General features: G+C 54.9%; 18 protein-coding genes. 13 read left to right on the top strand and 5 right to left on the bottom strand.

The genetic code is table 11. From position 1 onward, the window contains the following. Positions 1 to 24: 24 nt before the first annotated feature. The 7 genes from LKE90_RS01110 (at position 25) to LKE90_RS01080 (ending at position 7368) form a co-directional block, all read left to right on the top strand. The gene (locus LKE90_RS01110) at positions 25 to 426 is read left to right on the top strand and encodes a hypothetical protein (RefSeq protein WP_291501385.1); all 402 of its coding nucleotides are present in this window, start codon (positions 25 to 27) and stop codon (positions 424 to 426) included. Between the two features lie 38 nt (positions 427 to 464). Beyond that, positions 465 to 1001 carry a hypothetical protein gene (locus tag LKE90_RS01105; protein ID WP_291500981.1) on the top strand — a complete coding sequence of 179 codons (537 nt, stop codon included), beginning with the start codon at positions 465 to 467 and terminating at the stop codon, positions 999 to 1001. A 36-nt stretch (positions 1002 to 1037) separates the two neighbouring features. Continuing rightward, on the top strand, positions 1038 to 2456 hold the full coding sequence (locus LKE90_RS01100; protein ID WP_291500980.1) for an aromatic amino acid ammonia-lyase: 1419 nt from the start codon (positions 1038 to 1040) through the stop codon (positions 2454 to 2456). Between the two features lie 424 nt (positions 2457 to 2880). Beyond that, positions 2881 to 4467: an HAL/PAL/TAL family ammonia-lyase gene (locus LKE90_RS01095; RefSeq protein WP_291500979.1), complete on the top strand. Its 1587-nt coding sequence runs from the start codon at positions 2881 to 2883 to the stop codon at positions 4465 to 4467. Further along, the gene (locus tag LKE90_RS01090; protein ID WP_291500978.1) at positions 4464 to 5669 is read left to right on the top strand and encodes a CaiB/BaiF CoA transferase family protein; all 1206 of its coding nucleotides are present in this window, start codon (positions 4464 to 4466) and stop codon (positions 5667 to 5669) included. Before LKE90_RS01095 ends, LKE90_RS01090 begins: the two co-directional genes overlap by 4 nt. An 18-nt stretch (positions 5670 to 5687) precedes the next feature. Continuing rightward, positions 5688 to 6602, top strand: coding sequence for a 3-hydroxyacyl-CoA dehydrogenase family protein (locus LKE90_RS01085; RefSeq protein WP_291500977.1), 915 nt, complete (start codon positions 5688 to 5690; stop codon positions 6600 to 6602). Next, positions 6595 to 7368 carry an enoyl-CoA hydratase-related protein gene (locus LKE90_RS01080; RefSeq protein ID WP_291500976.1) on the top strand — a complete coding sequence of 258 codons (774 nt, stop codon included), beginning with the start codon at positions 6595 to 6597 and terminating at the stop codon, positions 7366 to 7368. The genes LKE90_RS01085 and LKE90_RS01080 overlap by 8 nt, the downstream gene beginning before the upstream one ends. A 108-nt stretch (positions 7369 to 7476) precedes the next feature. Here LKE90_RS01080 and hutI read toward each other — a convergent pair whose 3' ends face one another. Further along, on the bottom strand, positions 7477 to 8745 hold the full coding sequence (hutI, locus tag LKE90_RS01075; protein ID WP_291500975.1) for an imidazolonepropionase: 1269 nt from the start codon (positions 8743 to 8745) through the stop codon (positions 7477 to 7479). A gap of 220 nt (positions 8746 to 8965) precedes the next feature. Here hutI and LKE90_RS01070 point away from each other — a divergent pair, with 220 nt between their 5' ends. Both LKE90_RS01070 and hutG read left to right on the top strand, forming a co-directional pair. Beyond that, positions 8966 to 10336, top strand: coding sequence for a formimidoylglutamate deiminase (locus tag LKE90_RS01070; protein WP_291500974.1), 1371 nt, complete (start codon positions 8966 to 8968; stop codon positions 10334 to 10336). 20 nt (positions 10337 to 10356) lie between these two features. After that, positions 10357 to 11157: an N-formylglutamate deformylase gene (hutG, locus tag LKE90_RS01065; RefSeq protein WP_291500973.1), complete on the top strand. Its 801-nt coding sequence runs from the start codon at positions 10357 to 10359 to the stop codon at positions 11155 to 11157. Positions 11158 to 11226: 69 nt separating this feature from the next. Here hutG and LKE90_RS01060 read toward each other — a convergent pair whose 3' ends face one another. Then, a complete protein-coding gene (locus LKE90_RS01060; RefSeq protein ID WP_291500972.1) occupies positions 11227 to 11787 on the bottom strand; it encodes a HutD/Ves family protein in 561 nt (186 codons plus the stop codon). Between the two features lie 182 nt (positions 11788 to 11969). On the opposite strand from LKE90_RS01060, the gene hutC reads away from it, so the two are divergent. Together hutC and LKE90_RS01050 are read left to right on the top strand one after the other, a co-directional pair. After that, a complete protein-coding gene (gene hutC, locus LKE90_RS01055; protein ID WP_291500971.1) occupies positions 11970 to 12695 on the top strand; it encodes a histidine utilization repressor in 726 nt (241 codons plus the stop codon). Between the two features lie 87 nt (positions 12696 to 12782). Then, positions 12783 to 14282: an HAL/PAL/TAL family ammonia-lyase gene (locus LKE90_RS01050; protein WP_291500970.1), complete on the top strand. Its 1500-nt coding sequence runs from the start codon at positions 12783 to 12785 to the stop codon at positions 14280 to 14282. A gap of 85 nt (positions 14283 to 14367) precedes the next feature. Here the strand turns inward: LKE90_RS01050 and LKE90_RS01045 are convergent, their stop codons facing one another. From LKE90_RS01045 to LKE90_RS01035, 3 genes are all read right to left on the bottom strand, one after another. Further along, the gene (locus tag LKE90_RS01045; RefSeq protein ID WP_291500969.1) at positions 14368 to 15579 is read right to left on the bottom strand and encodes a hypothetical protein; all 1212 of its coding nucleotides are present in this window, start codon (positions 15577 to 15579) and stop codon (positions 14368 to 14370) included. A gap of 111 nt (positions 15580 to 15690) precedes the next feature. Further along, positions 15691 to 17388: a urocanate hydratase gene (hutU, locus tag LKE90_RS01040; RefSeq protein ID WP_291500968.1), complete on the bottom strand. Its 1698-nt coding sequence runs from the start codon at positions 17386 to 17388 to the stop codon at positions 15691 to 15693. Between the two features lie 46 nt (positions 17389 to 17434). Continuing rightward, positions 17435 to 19870, bottom strand: a complete 2436-nt coding sequence (locus LKE90_RS01035) for a TonB-dependent receptor (RefSeq protein ID WP_291500967.1) — start codon at positions 19868 to 19870, stop codon at positions 17435 to 17437. A 1395-nt stretch (positions 19871 to 21265) separates the two neighbouring features. Between LKE90_RS01035 and LKE90_RS01030 the strand changes: the two genes are divergently transcribed. Beyond that, on the top strand, positions 21266 to 22252 hold the full coding sequence (locus tag LKE90_RS01030; protein WP_291492733.1) for a sulfite exporter TauE/SafE family protein: 987 nt from the start codon (positions 21266 to 21268) through the stop codon (positions 22250 to 22252). 149 nt (positions 22253 to 22401) lie between these two features. Next, positions 22402 to 23100, top strand: a complete 699-nt coding sequence (locus LKE90_RS01025) for a response regulator transcription factor (RefSeq protein ID WP_291492732.1) — start codon at positions 22402 to 22404, stop codon at positions 23098 to 23100. Positions 23101 to 23194: the final 94 nt, after the last annotated feature.

Here is a 23194-nt window from a genome sequence, read left to right as displayed (position 1 = left end):
ATACCGTTTCAGGTTACATCCATAATGTCGAGATATCAGAAAACAGCTACTGAAGCAGGGGTTTTCTGTTTTTTCGATCTCATATTCTTTGCCGCCATCATGTTTGTGCTGCCACAGCTCATAGGGCAGAAATTCATCCGAAAAGGTGCGCTGCTTGGCGCCGCAGGGTGCCTGTCGAGCAATCTGCTGCTTGCCGGGCATGTCATCCCGGAAAATATGCTCTGGCTGGCCGCCACGATGCTTGGCATATCGCAGGCCTTTCTGGCCCGGAGCTATGTCTGCGCTGCAGCTGACACAGCCAATCCGCAACGCACTTTTATTTTAATCAATGCAATCACCCCCATGCTGATTGCACTGCTGATTCTCACCATTCCCGTTTTTGACACGTTTTTTGGGAAACTGGGAGAGGCGCCCATAAAACCATAAAAACAAAACAGACGCTTGGCTTTCCCGCATGGTGTCTCATGTCATTGGCGTTAGCAACATCTCTTGCCGTCAGCATGGCATGGTCATTTTCCGTGCATGTCGCTGAAAACATACATATTCCCGCACCACTTCTCTCTCGCATTGACAATATCGGCATCACATCAAGCGTTGCTGCCCTTCTTACCCTCTCCGTTCTGCTCAAGAAGATAAACAATATCAAAATGCTTGCTATCAGCGTTATCGGGACAGGAATAGGGTCATATTTTATATGTGTTGCGGAAAATACGGGCGGATATTCAGCCGCCATCGTGATTCACTGGGTATTTTCAACCAGTCTTTACTGCTTTGTCCCAGCCACTTCGACCACTCTGGACCCGACCGGTCGGCTGGGCACCATGTGCGGCGGCGCCGAACGCGTTGGTTACGCGATTGGCGCTCCTTTGGGCGGGTACATCATAGATCATGCCTCCATGAGCAAGCTGGGCATAGCCGTTCTCATCTGTTGCGTGATCACACTGCCCATAGCCATTCCCGCAATTCTGCGCGGAGCACCCCAACGATATGCGAATATCTGACACAATTCTTCCTTTCCCTGAATCTTGAGGTAAAATATGACTGTTTTTCTCGATGGCTCCAGCCTGACAATTGAAGAACTCGTGCGTGTCGCCCGGGAAAAAGCGCGGATCGAACTCACAGATCTGGCTCGCGAACGTATCAGGCGATCCCGCATGATTGTTGATGAGACATACAAGAGCGGAAAAACCGTTTATGGCCTGAATACAGGAGTAGGCGTCCTGAAACGGGCAAATGTCGATGGCGATGTGGCTTTTTTCAACCGGCGGATGCTTGAATTCCACCAACTGGCTCAGGGACCTCTTTACAAGGAGGAGATTGTCCGCGCGGCGACTTGCCGGTTGATCAACCAATATGCCTCCGGGGTCTCAGGCGTGCGGCTGGAACTGGTTGAACATCTTGTCGCTGGCCTGAACTGGGGCGATACCTTCACTGTCCATGCTGACGGCAATCTGCTTTTAACCAATGCAGATTTCGCTATCGGTCTTGTTGGAGATTTTGACCTTTCCTACGGCGAAGCTTTGACATTACTGGGCCAGACAACCCTGACCGATGCCCAGGCAGCCCTACTGCTCCATGATCTTGGAACTCTTCTGGGCAACATGGAGGCTGCCGCAGCCCTGAGTCTGGAAGGATTTGCAGCCAAACTGTCTCCACTGGACGAACGTGTCGCCGCTTTGAAAAAGGTCAAAGGTTTTACCGAAAGCTCCGAAAAGATGCGATCCTACCTTCAGGGTAGCACCCTCTTCCACACCGACCAGCCCCGAAATCTCCAAGATCCATGCAGCTTTCGCAACACGGCCTATCTGACAGGCAGCCTTCGGGACTGTCTGGAATACACCCGGAGAGTCATTTCAAATCAGTTGAATTCCTCGGCCGGGAACCCCGTGGTTGATCTGGAAAGCGCTACTGTTCTCCACGCGCCCAACTGGGAGATACAGAATGTTGCATCAGCACTCGATTTTGTAAAAATTTCGCTTGTTCCACCAGCATTCGCATCACAGGAGTGCACGATCAAACTTCTGGACAAATTCTGGTCCGGCCTGCCCACAGGGTTGGTTGGCACCGCGGAACAGTCAGAAAGCGGTCTGGCAATGTATCAGATTCTGGTAGCGAGTTACGCCTATAAACTCAAATTTGCAGCGGCTCCGACATCTTTCGATGTAACAACAACATCCCAAGCGGAAGGCATTGAAGACCGGGAAACAGGTGGTGTATTCACAATCTCCACACTGAAAGAAATGCTTGATCTGACAAAGAAAATTGTTGCCATCGAATTTGTCGTCGCCGCACAGGCGGCTGAACTGCGTCGTGAAGCAGAGATACCTGCGGGGCTGCAATCCATCCTGAAGATAGTCCGGGAAACATTTCCCTTTGTCCGGATCGGCGATGCACTGCCACGTGATTTTTCCGGATTGCTGCAGGCGATGGATGCAGGCCGCATGATCGCTGCGTAAGCCGGATTCCGGACATTTTCTCAGAAAACACCTTGCCTGACATCGTCGGGCAAGGTTCCGGCGTTACAGGCCGGTCTTTATACCCCGCATGATCAGTCGCGGAGCAAAGAACCATCACGGATCAGAACCACCAAAACACGCCCCAAACACCCATCGACCATCTCGGGCATCACGCCAGCTCTTTGCCGCTTCGTTCTTGCCTGTCCGACCCGTTCGTTCAGTCCATACACTGAACAACTATCGCCCACAGAAACCGAGACGATCGCCGCCGTTGAAACGGCCCAGTCAACGGCTCTTCACCCCCATCCTGCACAGCCGCTGTGTTCCAGCAAAATATCAATACGATCTTGTAATATTTTTTAATGTATATACAAGATGATTCGTCATGCTCTTACGCACCGGCAGGATAAGGGTTTCAGGTTTCATGACTGCTCAGCACGAAACATCCCGTGAGAAAAAACATCCACACATAACGCCCGTCACCTTGGGCACGCATAAAACCACAATTGCCGAAATTGTTGCCATCGCCCATGGCGCCCCTGTTATTCTGGACGAGACGGCGCTTGCCAGACTGCATGAACTACAGGCCAGCCTACAGGACGCCATTGCCCAGAAACGCCGCGTTTACGGTCTGACTACAGGAGTTGGCGATCAGTATTCTGTTCTGCTTTCGGCTGAAGAAATCAGCAACGGACAGATTGGCATGCTCCGCAGTCATGCCTGCGGGATAGGTGCGCCGCACCCCCACGCGGTTGTCCGCGCCATAATGGCCACGATGCTGCGGGCACTCCTGCAGGGGCATAGCGGAGTAAGCGCCTCCCTTGTGAACACAATGGCCGCCATGCTGAACAGAGGCGTTGTTCCCTGCTCTCCCTCCAAGGGTTCCGTTGGCTATCTGGTCGCCACAGCCCACATCGGTCTTGTCATTTTTGGAGAGGGGGAAGCCACCTATAAAGGCGAACGCCTGCTGGGTCGTGTCGCCATGGAGCGTGCCGGGCTGACGCCGCTCACCCCCGGTCCCCGGGAGGGACATGCGCTCATCAGCGGCACATACGAAATTACAGCCATCGGCGCACTGGCGTTCGACCATGCCCGCCGTGCGTTGGAACTGGCCGATCTGGCCGGATGTATGGCGCTGGAAGCCATGCGTGGGAACAGCCGGGGTTATGACGCGGACCTGCAAAGCCTGCGCCCCCATCCTGGCCAGATAAAAACTGCTGAGATTCTGAGGCAGCTTCTGGCCGATAGCCAGATCATGGCAGCCAACCGGGACCACCGCCTGCAGGATGCGCTCAGCCTGCGCTGTATTCCACAGGTGCATGGCGCCGTGCGGGATGCCATGACCTATGTCGGACAGGTTCTGGAAACAGAGATAAACGCGGTTACGGACAACCCGGTCTTTTTCTGGCGCAACAACAGCTACGAAGCATTGCCGGGGGGAAACGGGCATGGAGCACCAACCGCTCTGGCGCTGGACACTCTGGCAATCGCCATCGCCTCCATCAGCAACATGTCGCAGGCCCGTTCCGACCGGCTGACCAATACCTACCTTAGCGGTCTTCCCCCTTTCCTCGCCCCTCAGGGAAGCGGGTTGTCGGGTCTGATGATCCCTCCCTATGCGGCAGCCGCAGCCGCAGCCGAGAACAGGTGTCTTGCAGCCCCCTCCTCCGTGAACAGCCTGTCCACCTGTGCCGGGCAGGAAGATCACACCAGTATGGGAATTTACGCGGCCCAAAAGGCCTTTACGGCGGCCGACAACGCGCTTGATGTCATCAGCATAGAGTTTCTGTGTGCGGCGCAGGCGCTGGAATACCATCAACCCCTGCGTGCTGGCCGAGGCGTTCAGGCGGCGTACGAGGCCATTCGCGCCCATGTTCCCCCACGTCACGGTGATACCGCGATTCACCCCGAACTTGGCGCTCTCCGTGCGCTGATGGACACGGATGTCCTCAGGGCCTGTGTGCGGGATGCCCTGACACCCCGCCCCTCACCTTCAGGAGAATGCCCATGAGCTCTGCATCATCACCCTGCCTGCCGTTGCGGGGCGTAAAGGTTCTTGATTTATCACGGGTTCTGGCAGGCCCCCTGTGCGCGGCCATGCTGGCCGATCTTGGCGCGGATGTCACCAAGATCGAACGGCCCGACGGTGGCGATGACTCCCGATCATTCGGGCCTTACCTCAACGGAGAGAGCACCTATTTCATGCTCCTCAACAGAGGCAAGAAAAGCATCACCCTTGACCTGAAAAAAGACGATGGCATGGCCATCTTTCATAAACTTGTCAAAAACTCCGATATTCTGGTCGAAAACTTCAGACCCGGTGTGACTTCCCGGCTCGGCATCGATTACGAAAGCCTCCACGCCATCAACCCCGGACTTGTCTATGTCAGCATTTCGGGATTTGGACAGGAAGGCCCCCTCGCCCAGCGTGCCGCCTATGATCACGTCATTCAGGCCATAGGCGGGATCATGAGCAGCACCGGGTGGCCCTCCACCGGGCCGACACGGGTGGGCGACCCCATCGCCGATGTGGTGTCCGGCCTGTATGGCGCGTGGGGAGCGCTGGCGGGCATTCTGCAACGCCAGATCAGTGGCAAGGGCACACATGTTGATATTGCCATGCTGGATGCCGTTATTTCGCTTCAGGTTGTTTCACTCGCCCGACTGATGGGAGGCGATCCACCGCCCGGCCTACTGGGCAACGCCCATGCCATCAGTGCGCCAATGGACACATTCCCGACAGTGGATGGAGAGATTGTCATCGCCGTCGCCAATGACAGCCTGTTCACCCGTCTGGCAAAAGCCATTGGACAGCCCGAACTGGATCAGGATTTCCGTTTCAGCTCGGATGCACAGCGCTACCAGCATCAGGATGCCCTGAAAGCCATCCTGAGCGCATGGTCCAGCCACCTGACAACAGCGGAGGCCACCAGCACGCTGGTCACGGCAGGTATACCCGCCGCTCCGGTCAACAATCTTGCCGAAGCACTGGAAAGTCCACATGTGCAGAAACGCGGCGTCGTAAAGCAGGTGAACCATCCTGTTGCCGGTCCCACGCAGATTATCCCGCAACCCGTGCGCTTCAATGGGCTTAATCCTGCGCCCGATCTTGCGGCTCCGGTTCTGGGCGCTGACACCGACGCAATTCTGCACGACGAACTGGAGCTGTCCGATACACAGATCGCACAACTCCGCTCAGACCACGTAATTTAAGCCGGGCCAGAGCAGATAATGTCGGATACATCACACAAGACCCAGGGCAAAATTGCCGTTGTGGGGGCTGGCACCATGGGAGCGGGCATCGCCAGCGTGTTTGCCGCTCTCGGGTGGCAAGTCGCCCTGTATTCACGCAGTCAGGCCACGCTGGATACCGCCAGAACCATTGTGGAGGCAGGCACAGGCAGTGCTGAAGCTCCCGTTTTCTACACCACGTCCCTGAATGCCTGCCTGAAAGACGCTGATGTGGTCAGTGAAAATCTGACTGAAGACCCGGAGCTGAAAAAAACGGTCCTGCGTGAGATCGAACAGCAGGTTCCCGCCACATGCCTGTTAAGCACCAACACCTCAAGCGTGCCCATTACCCAACTCGCCACGGCCCTGAACTCTCCCCAGAGACTGATTGGCATCCACTGGTTCAATCCGCCCCAGATTATGCCGCTTGTGGAAATTGTTCCGGGAGAAGTCACATCGGAAGAGATTATAGTTCAGGCTCAGGCTCTTTCAAAAAAGGCTGGAAAATCCTCCATTATTGTCCGACAGGATTGCCCGGGCTTTGTCGTCAACCGCCTTCAGTACGCCATGCTGCGCGAAGCCCTCTTTCTGGTCGAGCAGGGGATAGCCAGCATCGCCGATGTGGATCTGGCGGTAGAAAGCACACTGGCGCCACGCTGGGCCGCATGTGGCCCACTCCGCCTGATGGACATGGCCGGGCTGGATACGGTGCGGAATGTGTCCGCCATTCTTATGCCCGAGTTAAGTAACGACCCACATATTCCAGCTCTGGTCACACAACTGGTGAGTGAGGGCGCGCTTGGCACCAAGACCGGACGTGGATTTTACCCGTGGACGGAACAGATCGCCACATCAGCCCGCAACAAAAGAGACCGGATGGTCGTCCATGCACGCAAGGTCGCCAGCAATGACTGAAACATTCATTCTCCGCCAACAACATGGACATATCGGGCAGATCACTCTCAACCGCCCCCAGAAGCTGAATGCGCTCTGCCTGCCCATGCTTGCCGAACTTGTAGCAGCCATACAGGATTATGACGCCACACCGGATGTGCGGGCCATTGTAATCTGCGGCCAGTCACGGGCTTTTGCCGCAGGAGCGGATGTGGGCACACTGGCTGAAAGCGGCGCGATCGCCCTTTACACCAGCGGATTCAGCGAACACTGGGACCAGATTGCAGCCTGTCAGACCCCCATCATAGCCGCAGTGCAGGGATACGCGCTGGGAGGAGGTCTGGAGCTACTGATGGCGTGTGATATCATCATTGCAGCGCCGGACGCCGTTTTCGGCCTGCCAGAAACCACACTGGGCATCATTCCCGGCGCAGGCGCCACGCAGAGGCTGACCCGCACCGTTGGCAAATCCCTCGCCATGGAAATGGTTCTTGCGGGCCGGAGACTCAATGCCACGGAAGCCTGCGCGCAAGGTCTGGTCAGCCAGATAACGGAAGATGGAGAGACCGTATCCACCGCCATAGCAGTCGCCGGACGCATCGCACAGGCAGGCCCGCTGGCCACACATATGGCCAAAGCCGCCCTGCTGGCCAGCTATGACATGCCACTTACTGCCGGCATCAAGTATGAACGCACACTCTCCGCCCTCGTTGCCGCGAGCGAAGACCGAAAGGCAGGTCTGGCCGCGCTCGGGAGCAGAACCAAACCTACTTTCCACGGGCGCTAGAACCCTCTGTCGCGCCAGAACCGGATAGAGGCTCCGGGTCCGCCTGCCCCGGGCACCGTCTGGCAGGCTGGCGGAATTTGACTACTGACACCCGAAATCCTTGCAGAACTATGAGAAGGCGGAGACCATGCCGCTCTGCGGCTCCACCACCACACGACCGCCAAAAATCACGCCACGCGGCTTCCTGCCTCCAATCCAGTAAGACAGTTCGTGAGGGCCCGCCATGTCCCATAGCGCCATGTCGGCCTGATAACCCGGCCTGAGCATGCCCAGTTCCTGCTCCGCGCCCAGTGCGCGCGCGCCAACGGTTGTCACCGCCCTGAATGTTTCCTCCGGCGTCATCCTGAACAATGTGCAGGCCATATTCATGACACCGGGCAGGCTTAGCACCGGCGAGGTGCCGGGGTTGCAGTCCGTCGCCAGCCCCATGGACACACCATACTGACGGAACAGGGCGACAGGAGGCACTCTGGTCTCCCTGATAAAATAGAACGCACCGGGTAACAGCATGGCGACCGTGCCGGCCTGCGCCATATAGCTGACGGCCTCTTCGTTCACATATTCCAGATGGTCGGCGGACAGAGCGCCGTAACGCGCAGCCAGCAACCCTCCCCCACTTGCCGACAACTGGTCCGCATGAATACGCACCGGCAGATTCAGCTCGCCTGCCTTTCTGAACAGTCTTTCAGCCTGATCTATGGAAAAAGCTATATTTTCACAGAAGACATCGAGGCTATCGACCAGATTTTCCTCCATCAGACGCGGAAGCATCTCTTCGCTCAGATGACGGATATAATCGTCGGCGCGGCCTGCATATTCTTCAGGCAGGGCATGCGCTCCCAGAAACGTAGTGTGTACATGAACAGGCAACTGCCGTGCCAGATCACGCGCAACGCGCAACTGCTTCAACTCGTCTTCCGTGCGCAGACCATAGCCGGATTTGATCTCTATGGCCGTTGTTCCCGATGCGATCATCTCCCGCACACGTGGAATGGCCTTGTGCAGGAGTTCTTCCTGTGTCGCCTCGCGCGTCGCCCTGACCGTGGAGAGAATGCCTCCTCCCTGTCTGGCAATTTCTTCATACGACACACCGTGAAGACGGAGGGAGAACTCGGCGCTCCGGTCACCGCCAAACACAACATGCGTATGGGCGTCCACCAGACCGGGCGTCATCCATAGTCCCTGCCCATGACGCAATTCGCGCGCAAGCGTGTGGGCTGGAGCAGGCAGATCCTCCATGGCTCCGACCCAGGCAATCCTGCCATCCTGCACGGCCAGAGCGCCATTGCGCACACACCCAAAGCCATCTTCCGCGGATATCCGCTCCGGATCGGAAGTCGCCAGATGGACGTCAAGCCACAAACTATCCCACGTCATAGCCTGCTCCTTTTGTTTTTCGACTACCTCATCAATATATGTATATACAACCATGTCAATTCCGTTATAGATTCGAAACGGAACCGTTCCCAGAGCAATTTCACTGAATCCGGGTTCAGAAAAATTACTCTAACCCGTTGTTTATCGGGCCTCTTCACCAGTTTGAATGGATACGTTCAAACTGATGAAGAGGCTCTAGCCGGAGCCCGCAGAACTTCAGATGTCTGATCTTTTTGCACGACAGGCCCTCCTTCCCGATGGATGGCGCCAGAATGTCAAAATAACCATAGCCGAGGACGGCACTTTCGCGGCCATCACACCAGACAGCCCTGCTCCCGCCGACGCGGAATGGGCGGACTGCATTGTGCCGCCCATGCCCAACCTGCACTCCCACGCATTCCAACGCGCCATGTCTGGTCTGGGAGAAAAGCGCGCCAATCCGGACGACACATTCTGGACATGGCGCAAGCTCATGTATCAGCTCGCGCACCGTATAACGCCCGAGCAGATGCAGGCCATTTCCGCCTATCTATATGCGGAAATGCTGTGCGCGGGTTACACACAGGTTGCCGAATTTCACTACCTGCATAACGCACATGATGGCGCGGCCTATGCCGGGAAAGCTACACTCTCCCTCTGTCTCGCCAATGCTGCGGAAGAGGCGGGCATAGGGCTGACCCTTCTGCCGACTCTTTACACCTATGGCGGCTTTGGCGGAAAACCTCTTCAGGACGCACAGAAACGCTTTGCCAGCACACCCGAACTCATAGCCGATATTGTCGCTTCAACGCGGGCGGCCACACACGGCTCCCGGTTGGTCAGTGTTGGTGTCGGCCTGCACTCATTACGTGCCGTGTCTCTTGAGGCGGTTCCAGACATCCTGCGCATCGCAGGCTCCGATACGCCCGTGCACATCCATATTGCCGAACAGATGCGGGAAGTGCGGGACTGCGTGCAGGCGACCGGCCAGCGGCCGATAGAGCATCTGCTCGCCCATGCCCCGGTCGATGAGCGCTGGTGTCTTGTGCATGCAACCCACCTGACAGAGGCGGAAACACGGGCTCTGGCAAAAACCGGGGCTATAGCTGGCCTGTGCCCGATTACGGAAGCCAATCTGGGCGATGGCATTTTTCCCCTGACCGACTATGTCGGCCACAACGGCCGTTTCGGTCTGGGCAGTGACAGCAATATTCTCCTCAGTCCTTGGGAAGAGCTGAGGATACTGGAATATAGCCAACGCCTGCACCACCAAAAACGCTGCGTCAGCCTGCCTTTTGGACATCTGGGCTCAACCGGTGGCTGGCTCTACCGCGAAAGCCTTAAAGGCGGCGCGCAGGCCTGTGGCCTGTCTGCGTGGGGCTTGCAGACCGGGGCCCGCGCGGACCTGTGCGTGCTGGATACTGACGCCTTCCTGCTCCCCGAACTGATGGGAGATGATGTGCTGGACGCCGCCATTTTTTCCCAGACAGCACCACCGGTGCTGCATGTCATGAGCGCCGGACAGTGGCGGGTGCGGGATAGACAGCACCACAACGCCCCCGCCCTGCGTCAGGCATTCCGTCAGGCGGTACGCCCGCTCCTGTCCAACTAAACCCGAGCAGGTCCAAGAACATGAGCGATATTTTTACTTACACCCCCGGTCATCTGCCACTCCTTGTAACCATTCCCCATTCGGGCACACTGCTCCCTCACGGCATGGAGGCGCGACTAACACCCTATGCCCGCACACTGCCCGACACGGACTGGTATGTGGACCACCTGTACGCCTGTGCGCACGCATTGGGGGCGAGCACCCTGCGTGCGCGCTATTCACGCTATGTCACGGACCTGAACAGGGGCGCGGATAATGCCGAACTCTACCCCGGTCGCCCCAGCACAGGCGTTGTGCCCACGCATGCCTTTAACGGTTCTCCCCTTTATCTGCCGGAGCAGGAGCCGACGGAGGCGGAAATACAGGAGCGCATCGGCACATACTGGCACCCTTATCACAATGCCATAATAGCGGAACTGGAACGGCTGCGAGCCCAATGGGGCTGGGCAATCCTGTGGGATGCACACTCCATTCGCTCACACATTCCCCATCTGTTCGAAGGGACGCTACCAGCCCTCAACTTCGGAACAAACGGCGGCGCAAGCTGCGCGGCCGACCTGACCGAGCAGCTTGTACGCCATACCGAGCAGAACGGCGGCTATACCCATGTGCTGAACGGTCGTTTCAAAGGAGGGTATACAACCCGCCATTATGGACAGCCGCAGAACGGCATACACGCTGTGCAGCTTGAACTGGCCCAGTCATCCTACCTTGCGTCAGAGGACAGTCCCTGGCCCATGAACCTGCACACAGCAGCCAAGCTTGGCCAATTGATAGAGAACCTGCTCAGACTCGCCATCGACTACCGGCCTGACAGATAACAGGGAACGAACGCGTCCCGGCAGCGCCATAATCCAATCAAGGCGTTGCCGGGGAGCTTCCCCCTGTTTTCAGGTTTCCTCACCGGAAACGGCAAAGACACCATAAGCCAGAGAAACGGCTCCCTCCTGCGGTACCAACTCCATATCCTGAGGAGTGGAAAACCGCAGGAAGGAGGTTTCCGCAGCAACAGACATCTCCGGTTGCCGTTCCGCCTTTGCGCACCACACACCACGCACAGGCACCAGCGCCAGAAGATTGGTTACAGTCCCGGCCTGCGTAATCGGTCGCAGCGCATGACGTTCCACTCCGTACATCAGGTTCAGCACCTGCACCGGACCGTCATGCAACTGACCTGTAAGCGGGACATCACCAGAAAAACGGAAACAGACTCCCGTTTCATCCAGCACTATGGCCGCAAGAGCCGGATCATCTGGCTGAAGGGTGATGCCGTATCCCTGCATCAGACCGATCTCACGCGTCTGCCCTCCAAAAATGGAGAAACTGGAGGATGTCCGGATTTCGGCCAGACTGAGCCGCCATCCGGTATCCCCGGCCAGCACACGTGTAAGGCCCTGTCCGTTTTTCCAGGGCTCCCAGTCAAAATCCTTGAAAAAAGCAACACGGGACATGTCTGTCATACCTTACAATCAAACCGTCTTCTGGATTTTTCCAGCTCTGGAATGTCAGGCCGGACGACCGTGTCAAAGGCGGTAAATACAATATACTGAATTCCCATATTTTTCCCATGCTCGCTTTTTGCGCCGCCGATGCTAAGGTGTGCGCAATCAGGCAACGATGTCATGGAATAACCTTGTCACAGACACTCAAGAAAAACCGCTCTGCCTCTCGCTATGTACAGGTCAAGACCTTTATTACCGACCGTATCAACAAGGGGGAATGGAATGTGGGCTACCGCCTTCCTTCCGAGAACGAACTTGTTGAACAACTTGGCATTTCACGCATGACAGTGCATCGCGCCCTGCGAGAGCTGACGGCGGACGGCATTGTGACACGCGCTCAAGGGATTGGCACTTTTGTCGCCAAACCGGCCAAACGCGTGGAACTGCTGGAAATACGCGACATTGTTGATGATATTGTAGCCAGTGGAAACAACTACCATGCGCAGGTTCTGGCGCTGGAGATGATCCGGGCCAATAGCGATCTGGCCATTGCCTTTGACCTGCGTCCCGGAGCGCGGCTTTTCCGCTCCCTGATCGTGCATTACGAGGACGACACTCCGCTTCAGCTCGAAGAACGCTTTGTTCTGCCCGCTTTTGCGCCGGATTATCTGGAGCAGGATTTTACCACGACCATTCCCCACCGCTACCTCGTCAGCATTGCCGGCCCCGAGGAAATTGAACACGTGGTTTTTGCCGTCTCCCCCTCAGCTGGCATGTCCAAGGATCTCCAGATTGGTCCGCATGACGCCTGCCTGCAACTCGTCCGACGGACATGGGTGGACAATCATGTCGTCATGAAAGGAATTTTCACCTATCCCGGCAACCGCTACAGCTTTGGTGGGCACTACAAACCCTGATCGGCGCAGGCTCCGTATTGTCATTGACAGCACGGAGAAACCCATGAAACATACTTGTACATACAATAGTGCAGGTAGCAATCCGTCATGCCCGACACGCGACAAACCCTGTTGCTGGACGCCCCCCTTGTTCCCCGGCAGGTATGGGATATTGCACAGGGCACCGTAAAACTGGATCTTTCCAGTGCAGCGCGTCTACGCATCCGTCATGCCAACACCAGCCTGCGCCATCTGATTGAAGGTGACACCCCCATTTACGGCCTGAATACAGGCGTGGGAGGGCTTTCCGAGCAGAGAATATCCGCCGAACAGCAGGCTGAACTGTCCAGAAAAATCCTGTTCAGCCATGCCGTGGGTGTTGGTCGCCCCCTTACCCCCGCACAGACACGCGCGATCATGGCCTGCGCCGTCAACTCCTACGCACTGGGCTATACCGGTGTCCGCGAAACTATTCCTGACCGGCTGATCGCCCTACTCAACAGCAACTGCCTGCCTGTTGTTCCAAGCGAAGGTTCGGTGGGTTATCTGGTGCACATGGCGCATATTGCGCTGGCGCTGATAGGCCACGGAACGCTGCAAACCCTGGACGGACCGCAAGCCGCAAGCCTTGTCATGCAGAGGCTGGGCTTTGCTCCCTTGCAGCCGGAGGCCAAGGAAGGGCTTGCTCTGGTTAACGGGCTTGCCTGTGCAACCGGGCTTGGATGCCTGAGCACCCACTCCCTGAGCATGGCCCTGCACTGGGCCGACAGGATTGCCGCAGCCACATTTGATATCATGGGCGGACAGCGTCGGGCGTTTGATCCGCGTTCAGCCACCTTACGAAATATGCCCGGAGGCCAACGGGTTTCCGCCAGACTGCGAGCCCTCACGCAAGATTCCCTACATCTTGCCGCGCGACAGGGGAGCAGAACACAGGATGCCCTGAGCCTGCGCGCCATTCCTCATATTCATGGCAGCGTGCATGACGCGCTTGAGGGCATTACCCGCACACTGACACAGGAATTGGGCAGCCTGTCCGATAATCCGGCCATCATTGACATTGACAACCAGCCTCGGGCTTTTTCACAAGCGCATGCGGTTGGCGCCAGTCTGGCAAGGGTCATGGATGAAGCCGCAGTCGCCGCGGCATCTCTGGGCGCTGTGGCGGAGCGGCGGCTGGACCGCATGGTCAATCCGCTTGTCAGTCCCTTCCCTGCCTTTCTGCCGAGTGACAGCGGCACAGGCAGCGGCTTTATGATCGCGCAATACACGGCCTGCGCTCTCGTCGGACAGAACCGGCGCATGGCGGCGCCAGCCAGTCTGGATGGAGGCATCACCTCCGGATTGCAGGAGGATATTCTGGTCCACGCCACTCCTTCGGCTCTCAAGGCCCAGACTGTCGTGGACAACACCCGCACCATCCTTGCCATTGAACTTCTGGCTCTGTGTCAGGCAATTGATCTGGCCAGTCTTTACCCTGATCTGGCACCGAAAACACAGGAACTGTATACTCAGGTCCGGGCTGAAGTTCCGCTTTATCAGGAAGACCATCCGCTGGCGGATGATATTACAGCCATTGCCAACTGGCTTGGAGCAACGCACCCCTGACACAGGGACGCACGTCTGATTCCACCACAACAAAGGCGGCTGCCAAAACCGCCTTGTCTGTCTGTTGCGGACCATCTCCCGGAGTTTATACCATTTCCAGATGGGCTTCATGCTCCCCAGAGGCCAGAGTGGACTGGTGCAGTGCCCGAAAAAGAACCGGCAGCGCAAAAGGCAAAGGAAGCACGCACATCAGGAATCCACAAATTCCGAGCACTGCAAACGAGGTATGGTCAACCAGAAGCCCACCCAACGGAGCGCCAAGGGCATACCCCATCCGGTCCATGCCGCCGCAAAATGTTCCAACCCGGCCACTGCCATCCAGCGTGGCCGCACTTCCCAGAAGCCATGCGTAAGACAGCATGGCGCAGTTCCAGTACAGGACCACGCCAAAACCATAACTGAAGGCATCCCATGCCACACAGGTCAGCAGACAGCCTGCTCCGGTTCCAAGCAGGGTCAGCAGCAGGACCGTCTCCCTGCTCCAGCAATGCGCGAAGGCCGCCCCCACCAGACTTGCAAGAACACTGGTGACAATGCCGACCGTCGAGAGAGAGACAATAAAGTCGGGAGAAAGACCGAGATTACGGCCCATGCGTTCGGCAAAAGACCACGCCATACTGGAGCCCAGAGAGCAGCCTACCCACACGCACAACAGCGCAATGGCCCCGCCCGTCAGGAGCGGGCCGCTCTCCTGCTTCCGAAAAACTTTTCCGCCCGCATGAACATTACGAAAACTGAGAACAGAGGGCATGGCAAGCAGCATGATGCAGGCCACAGCCAGAAAAACCCCCAATGAACCGAAGTAACGCGTGGTTACAGGCACAAGAGCGATAACCGAAACGATAATGACCAATCCCCCACCGCTGGCAATAGCATAAATCCGCTCCGGGTTAAGCGATGAGGACACTGCCCTTACATAGGAGCGACCCAGCAGTGCTGCGGAAAGACCAAGTAAAACGGCGACACTACAGATCCAGACCTCCGCTCCCGGCCCGACATAAACCAGCAGACAGGCCACAATACCCAGAACCATGCCTGACAGAGCGGAGTACATAACCGGCAACGCAAGGAAAATGCGCGACAATAACAGCATGAACATCGCAAAGGCGAAAATTTCGAAAAAACCAAAAAGACCCGCCAGACTGGCGGACTGATGCAGGCCTGTCATCAGCGCGTCAATCTGAAACGGCATAATGGAAGAGCCCAGATGCGCGCATCCGGAGCAGATGCTCGCTCCCACGGCAAGGACCAGAACTGAACGATCCTGAACAAAACGAGATGGTTCTGATCTGGCCATATATCTTGTCTTTCCGATTACGCACTAGAAAATAGGAAGAATGAGACACGGGAAACACGACATGGGTGTAGACTGTCAGCAGAACAGCCTCCCCATGCCTGTCATGTATCCTCAGTCTTTACGGGTTATCATAGGCAGATCCAGACCTTTTTCCTTGGCGCAGTTCACCGCAATTTCATAACCCGCATCCGCATGACGCATGACGCCGGTTGCCGGGTCATTCCACAACACCCGCTCAAGACGGGCAGCGGCATCATCCGTGCCATCAGCAACAATGACCATGCCCGAATGTTGCGAGAATCCCATACCAACCCCGCCACCGTGATGGAGGGAAACCCAGGTGGCGCCAGACGCCGTGTTCAGCAGCGCGTTCAGCAAGGGCCAGTCAGACACTGCATCCGAACCATCCTGCATGGATTCCGTTTCACGGTTAGGACTGGCGACCGATCCGCTGTCCAGATGATCACGCCCGATCACGATGGGAGCCTTGAGTTCACCCTTGGCAACCATTTCGTTAAAGGCCAATCCCAGACGGTGACGATCTCCCAGACCAACCCAGCAGATACGAGAGGGCAGTCCCTGAAACTGGATTTTCTCTCGGGCCATATCGAGCCAGTTATGCAGGTGCTTGTCGTCGGGCAGGAGTTCCTTGACCTTCTGATCGGTCTTGTAAATATCTTCTGGATCACCAGACAACGCCGCCCAGCGGAACGGACCGATGCCCCGACAGAAGAGCGGACGAATATAGGCCGGCACGAAACCGGGGAAGGCAAATGCGTCCTCCAGACCGTCCTCAAACGCCATTTGACGGATATTGTTGCCATAATCAAAAGTGGGAATACCCATACGGTGGAACGCAACCATGGCCGCAACATGCTCACGCATGGAGGCGCGGGCCGCTTTTTCCACCGCGGCAGGGTTTGTCTCACGCATTTTTTCCGCCTGCTCCAGTGTCCACCCGGCAGGCAGGTAGCCATTAAGCGGATCATGAGCGGAGGTCTGGTCCGTTACCGCATCGGGACGGATGCCGCGGCGCACCAGTTCGGGGAAAATTTCCGCCGCATTGCCCAGCAAACCAACCGAAACAGCCTCGCCTTTTGCGCAGGCATCATGAATGATGCTCAGCGCTTCATCCAGCGTATCCACCTGTCGATCGAGGTAGCCGGTTTCCAGACGTTTGCGGATGCGCGAGGGTTCACACTCAACCGCCAGCATGGACGCACCCGCCATAACGGCCGCAAGCGGCTGCGCGCCACTCATCCCGCCAAGGCCTCCCGTCAGAATCCAGCGGCCTTTCAGGCTTCCAGCGTAATACTGGCGCGCCATCTCGACAAAGGTTTCATACGTCCCCTGCACAATGCCCTGGGAGCCGATGTAGATCCACGAGCCAGCGGTCATCTGCCCATACATCATCAAGCCACGACGATCGAGTTCGTTGAATTTGTCCCAGTTGGCCCAATGGGGCACCAGATTGGAGTTTGCAATCAGCACGCGCGGCGCATTGGCATGGGTCCGGAACACCCCCACCGGTTTACCCGATTGCACAACCAGCGTTTCTTCATCACCCAGACCGCGAATGCATTCAACAATACGGTCATAGCAGGCCCAGTTACGGGCCGCCTTGCCAATACCGCCATAAACAACCAGCTCATCCGGCTTTTCGGCCACCTCCGGGTCCAGATTGTTCATCAGCATGCGCAACGCAGCTTCTGTCTGCCATGATCTGGCAGTTTTCTCTCTCCCGTGAGCAGCCCGGATCACACGACCGTTCGCCACGGCCCTCTCGGAAGAAAAGGACTCATTCTGCATAAACTTGAACCTCTGTTTTTCTTGTAATGAACTTGACGCGATGAATTCAGAAACCGGCAGCAATGGTCATGGATGAGGTAAAGCGCGGCGCAATGTAATAGCTCGCTGAACCGCCTTCTATACTCGTGCCATGTATCCCCGTTGTGGTCTGGGCGTTCAGTTGAGGTGACGCCACACCAGACAGAACCTTTTCATCTGTCAGATTCATGAAGGCAACACGTATTTCTGGATTTTTAACAAATCCGAAGCTTGGAAGACGATAACCCAGAGAGAGGTTGAGCGTCTTGTAGCTTGGCATTTTCTCGTCATTCATGAATGTCGAATATTGCGACCCGGTATATTTGACGGAGAAAGTACCGAAGAAATTTCGATGGTCGTAAACAATACCGATCGCACCCTGAAAATGCGGGCTTCTGACAGCCGTTTTACCGGCGGTAGGAAGATAGTCGTTGCCAACCTGAATGTTGTTGTCAACCGTTGCGTGCAGATACTCGGCCGACACATAGGGAGAAAACCCATAGAACGGCATTAGACCGGCTTCAAAATCCACACCGCGTGTTGTCTGCCCGCCACCGTTGATGGTGGAATAAACCTGCACATTATTCACGTATCGCAGGCTGGAAACCTGACGATTGGTGAAGTTGTAATTAAAGAGTGCAATAGACGCGTGGGCAATCTTTCCCTGATACCGGTAGCCCAACTCTTCGGAAATCGAATATTCCGGCTTAAGGGCGGAGTTACCCTGCGTGGAAACCGCCCCTCCCGAGTAGCTGTTGTACAAAGTATCATCAATCGGCATAAGCGTGTTTGTGGTCACATTGAAAAAGACCTGATGCTCCTTATTGAATTTGTACGCCACGGAAAGCCGTGGAAGCGGCTGGAAGTTGTTGCTTCCCGCATGGTACTGAGGTCCGGGCAGACTGTTTGTGCCCTCCCGGTTTACCATCAGCGCCTTGATCCCCCCAACAATCTTAAGCCTGTCCTGCAAAAGCGAGACCTCATCTTGCAGATAAATCGCGTTTGTCTGGGTGACTGTATGCTCTTTTTCCGCCAGATAGGGCTCACCATTGCCCATGGTCACATTATGCAGGCTCCATGCAGAACCCGCGGAACCAGAAGGCGATACGCTGGAAAACGGCATGGACAGATCATCCACGGCGTATTGATACCAATACCCAAGAGTAAGCTTGTGGTCACCAAATTTGCGAGAGAGAGCCGCGTTGATTCCACCCACGCTCTGCGTCCCCACATAATCGCTCCGCACACTTCCTCCCGCCGCGTCAAAACCGGGAATGTTTACGGAAACAGGCTGTGTGCCATAGTAATTTCCGGTCTCGGACAAAGTGGAAGACGCTGGAGAATTCTGCCATGCCTCAAGGAAATAAGGTGTGACAGTCAGCTCGGTCTTACCCGGCAGCTTGAAGAGCGACGGCATGCTGAGCATGATCTGCTCCCATTTCCAGCGATTTTGCAGCCAGTAATCCGAACTGCCGGGCGAAAAAGTGCTGCCTCTCGCATAGCTGCGCCCCTCTGCCTTCCAATCCGCCATGCTGGGGTTCGGGTTGTTCATGTAGTCCATGTCAACGTAGGAGCCGTTCAGCTTGATGACATCGCCGTTTTCGAAATCCTTTTTCAGACTGAAATCAACGTGTCGCCGCATCTGCCGCCCCGGCCCAAGCGAGTTCTTGGCTGTGCCGTTGGAGAAAGAGACATAACCGGTCACTCCGGTATGCCCAATTTCACCGGTATCAACGCGACCATAAAACCGCTGCAGATTCAACGTGCCATAACTATAGTCAACCAATCCGCCAAACTTCTTGGCCGGATCACGCATCGTCGTTGTAATCTGCCCGCCGGCGGCATTCATGACCGGAGCCGTAATGGCGGCAGACCCCTGCGTCAGACTGACTGAGTCAATATCCTCACCATCCGCCCAGTAGGTCGGATATCCATTGTATGTTTCGATATCATTCACAGGCATGCCTTCCCAGACCTGCCCCACTTCGTTCCCTCCCAACCCACGCACACTCAGCATGGAGTTGGCCGCAAAACCGTATGGATCACTTTGGGAAAAATTCGCACCCGGAGTAAGGGATACAGCCTGATAAGCCGTGGTCGTGGCCGCCTGCTTGTTGATATATTCCGATGTCACCGTGCTTCGCATATCTCCTCCGGTCTGACGGGCCATAAGCCCGCCACCCGCAACACGGCGTACCCGTCCATAAGCCCCATGTTGCAGGACCGCGCTGACCCGCACCTCTTCAGTGCCATGAGATACAAACGCACGAGGCGCTGCCGATTTACCCGAAGCGTCCGTGCCAGATACGACATGCTGGCCGGATACAACCTTATGCTGCCCCCTGACACTCCGCACATGAGGCTGGTCTACAGCAGCATGCGCCAAGGCAGTGGACGCCAGAAAGGAGGCGGTTGAGAGAGCAATGTATGTCTTACACGCACGATAATGCACGATAGTCAGCATGGCACCTGCCCTGGATGGTATTTTTGTTTCAGACAAGCAATGACATTGATCAGCTTGTCTATGCAACCATAATTTTCATCTACACTGAAAAAACATTGCGTTCAGAGATCGAAAACAATCGACGCGCAGTTTTCTTTGATTAAACTAAAATTATTTTTTCATTTAATATCATATAGTTAAAGTATGCAAACACCATTTTTTGGCGGGAAAACATATTCATTCATCAGAGAGCGCTACTTCCATCACAGGCCAAAACCACGACAAAATTAGTATTCAATCCAAATCGTAAAAAAACTCGTAATTTGTATAGACATAAAATCATCAAACGCGTCAGTGCATTTGACCCACGCTAATTATCGGCCTAATTTTTCCACATTTATAAATATTATTATCAATATAAAAAGATACATTATTTTTACATACCCACGAAACAGTAGTTGTATATACATTTATATACAACAAGCTACAAACTATGTAGCCGTGAGTGTCTCGCCTCTTACATAAATAACAAACACGACAAAGAACGAATATATATTTAACATTATAAGGAAAATTTATTTTCATAAACGCAATAAACTTAAATTTATATTTTATTTAAAATAAATTATCTAAATATATTTTATATAAATACATTTAATTCCATATAAATATCTATATTATCAATAAAATACATGATTTTGTAGACCGCACATCGACTCACAAAGGGAAATCTATTCACCAGAAACAACCCACCATTAGGCACGGTCTCCGGATCCTTCGATTTTTTACCACATGCAACGGAGCCGGGCTTTGTCCCAACACGATCATCCATTCTTGCCAACTTCACAACGTCCTCCCCTGCTCTGTTTGCTGACAAAGATGGAGAGTCACAACGCGTCACAGTTCCTGAACTCAAGGAACGACATGACTATTTTTTAAGGAACAGCCCCCCCCCCCCCCCCCCGTAAAATAACTCTCGCTTTGTGCCCATTCCCGCTGACAATAAATGCCGGACCTGCACCGACAGATATGCCGCAATATCTTCCGTCTACCCCGCAATCCACGGTTCAATCACTTGTGGCTGGAACCCCTGATCACCTTTAACTCCACCATAATAAATCGAATAACTCCTGAAATATAAAACAAAAACCGATATTTCATTCCACATAGTCAGAAAATCCTTATTGCCACCACGCACCCAGCACTCCCGAGGTTTTCAGGCGCCCGTCACCCTGTCCCAGCGTCCAATAGATGCGGAACGACAAACCGATAGCATCGCTGACAATGAGGAAACTGATCCGTCATTGGGATATTTTAAGCTGACTGATGCGTGCTCACAGGTCTTATGTCGTGTCCGTGACGTGCTTTCTTTCATCAGACTGCAAGCACCCTACAGACTGCGACGGAAGCCGGTTCATGCTGATATGGGTAATTTTATTTTGTCTCGCTGTTTCCGCATTCGGTCTGAGTGCTGTCTCCGGTGGCGGAGCCGGCCTGCTTCTCATGCCTCTGCTGGGTCTGATCGTCACACCTGCCCAAGTGCCTGCCGCACTGTCCATCGGAACCGCGAGCAGCTCAATTTCCCGCATCACGGCTTTTTATAGCAACATCCGCTGGGACATAGTCCGATATTTCATCCCTGCCGCGTTGCCATTGTGTGGTTTTGGTGCATGGCTTTTGACAAGGCTGGACCCTCTGTATCTCGAAGTCTGTCTGGCGATATTTCTCATCGGCAACCTGCCTCTGATTTTTTTTGCTCAGCCGATAAGATCCGAGAAAACAATTGAGGGAGGAAAAATCTTTCTGGTTGCCATCGGAGCCGGGGCCGGTTTTCTGTCTGGATTCACCGGTGCGGTAGGCCTGATTTTCAACCGATTCTATCTGCGCCTCGGCCTTCGCAAGGAAGAAATCATTGCGACACGCGCAGCCAACGAGATTCTCCTGCATCTCCTTAAGCTCGGTCTTTACGGTACATTCGGCCTCCTGAGCACCCGTGTATTGCTGGCTGGCGGTATCCTCGCAGCAGCGGCGATAAGCTCATCGTACCTGATGCGTATGATATTGCCTCTCGTGCATGATCATGTGTTCCATCGTCTAAATCATCTGGCGATGGGTATCGCAGGTTTCGTCATGCTCATTACGTCAGGAATCCAGTTGGCACACCGCGAAAACATCGTCATTTCGTACGTCACCGAGAGCACAGGACACACAGCGTCGATGAAATGGGGACATCATACGTTCACCGTTGAACTGGAAAACGGACAGGAGGTAGAAATAAAGCACGCCATCCGCGCTCTGGATCTCGTCTATGCACCATATTTTTCGAAGCACTACAGACGACAGGAAAACATTCTTCATTTATCCACTGTCTCAGGTATTTATCTCAGCAGCCGAGCACTGTAATCATTCTGATTCAGGTGAGAGGAACAGGCTATCTCGTAAACACCAACCGGTTATCCTTACGCTCGCAGACGACGGCGTCATGCAGATCAGCTACGGTCACGATAAAAGTTCTTCTTCATGTTACATTCGCATCATCCTGAAGGCATAACATGAGCAAAGAACTCCTTATCCCCTCATCCAACATTCTTCTGATAGAAGACGACGCGGATACAGCGTCATACATCACAGATTTTTTTCTGACTTCATCCCTCCAGATCACGGTGGAAACCGACGGCATTCGTGGACTGGATCTCGCCATATCCCGATCATGGGATTGTATCATTCTCGACCGTCGTCTTCCGGGCATTGACGGTTTGACTGTTCTCACCCGTTTGCGGGCCATGAACATCCAGACACCGGTTCTTTTTCTTACAACTATGGACGGCATTCGTGACCGGGTCGTAGGACTTCGAAGCGGTGGAGACGATTATCTTGTCAAACCCTTTGCCGTGGCAGAGTTATCCGCGAGAATTGAGGGGCTACTACGGCGCACCAAGGAACCTTCAGGTCAAACATACCTAACTTTTGCAGATGTCAAAATTGATCTCTTGACCAGGGAAGTCACCCGCGCTGGAGAAAAAATTTATATACAGGCTCAGGAATTAAAACTTCTCGAATATTTCATGAATCATCCCTGTGTGGTTCTTTCTCGTGAAATGATCCTTCAGGCTGTCTGGGACATTGATTTTCCAATCCGAACCAACCTGGTTGAAACACATGTGAGCCGACTGAGGGAGCGACTGGGACGGGATGCCCCACCCCTGATTCACACTGTGAAAGGTCAGGGTTATACGCTCCGGAATCAATAGAATGAAGCCATACCGGGAGCCTCCCTCATACAGGCTGTCTGTTTTCCAGAGCTCATCGTTTCGTATCATAGCCATGTTCGCAGGCTGTTTTGTG

Source organism: Acetobacter sp., from assembly GCF_022483985.1.
Lineage (GTDB): Bacteria > Pseudomonadota > Alphaproteobacteria > Acetobacterales > Acetobacteraceae > Acetobacter.
This window is presented reverse-complemented; position numbering and strand designations above follow the sequence as displayed.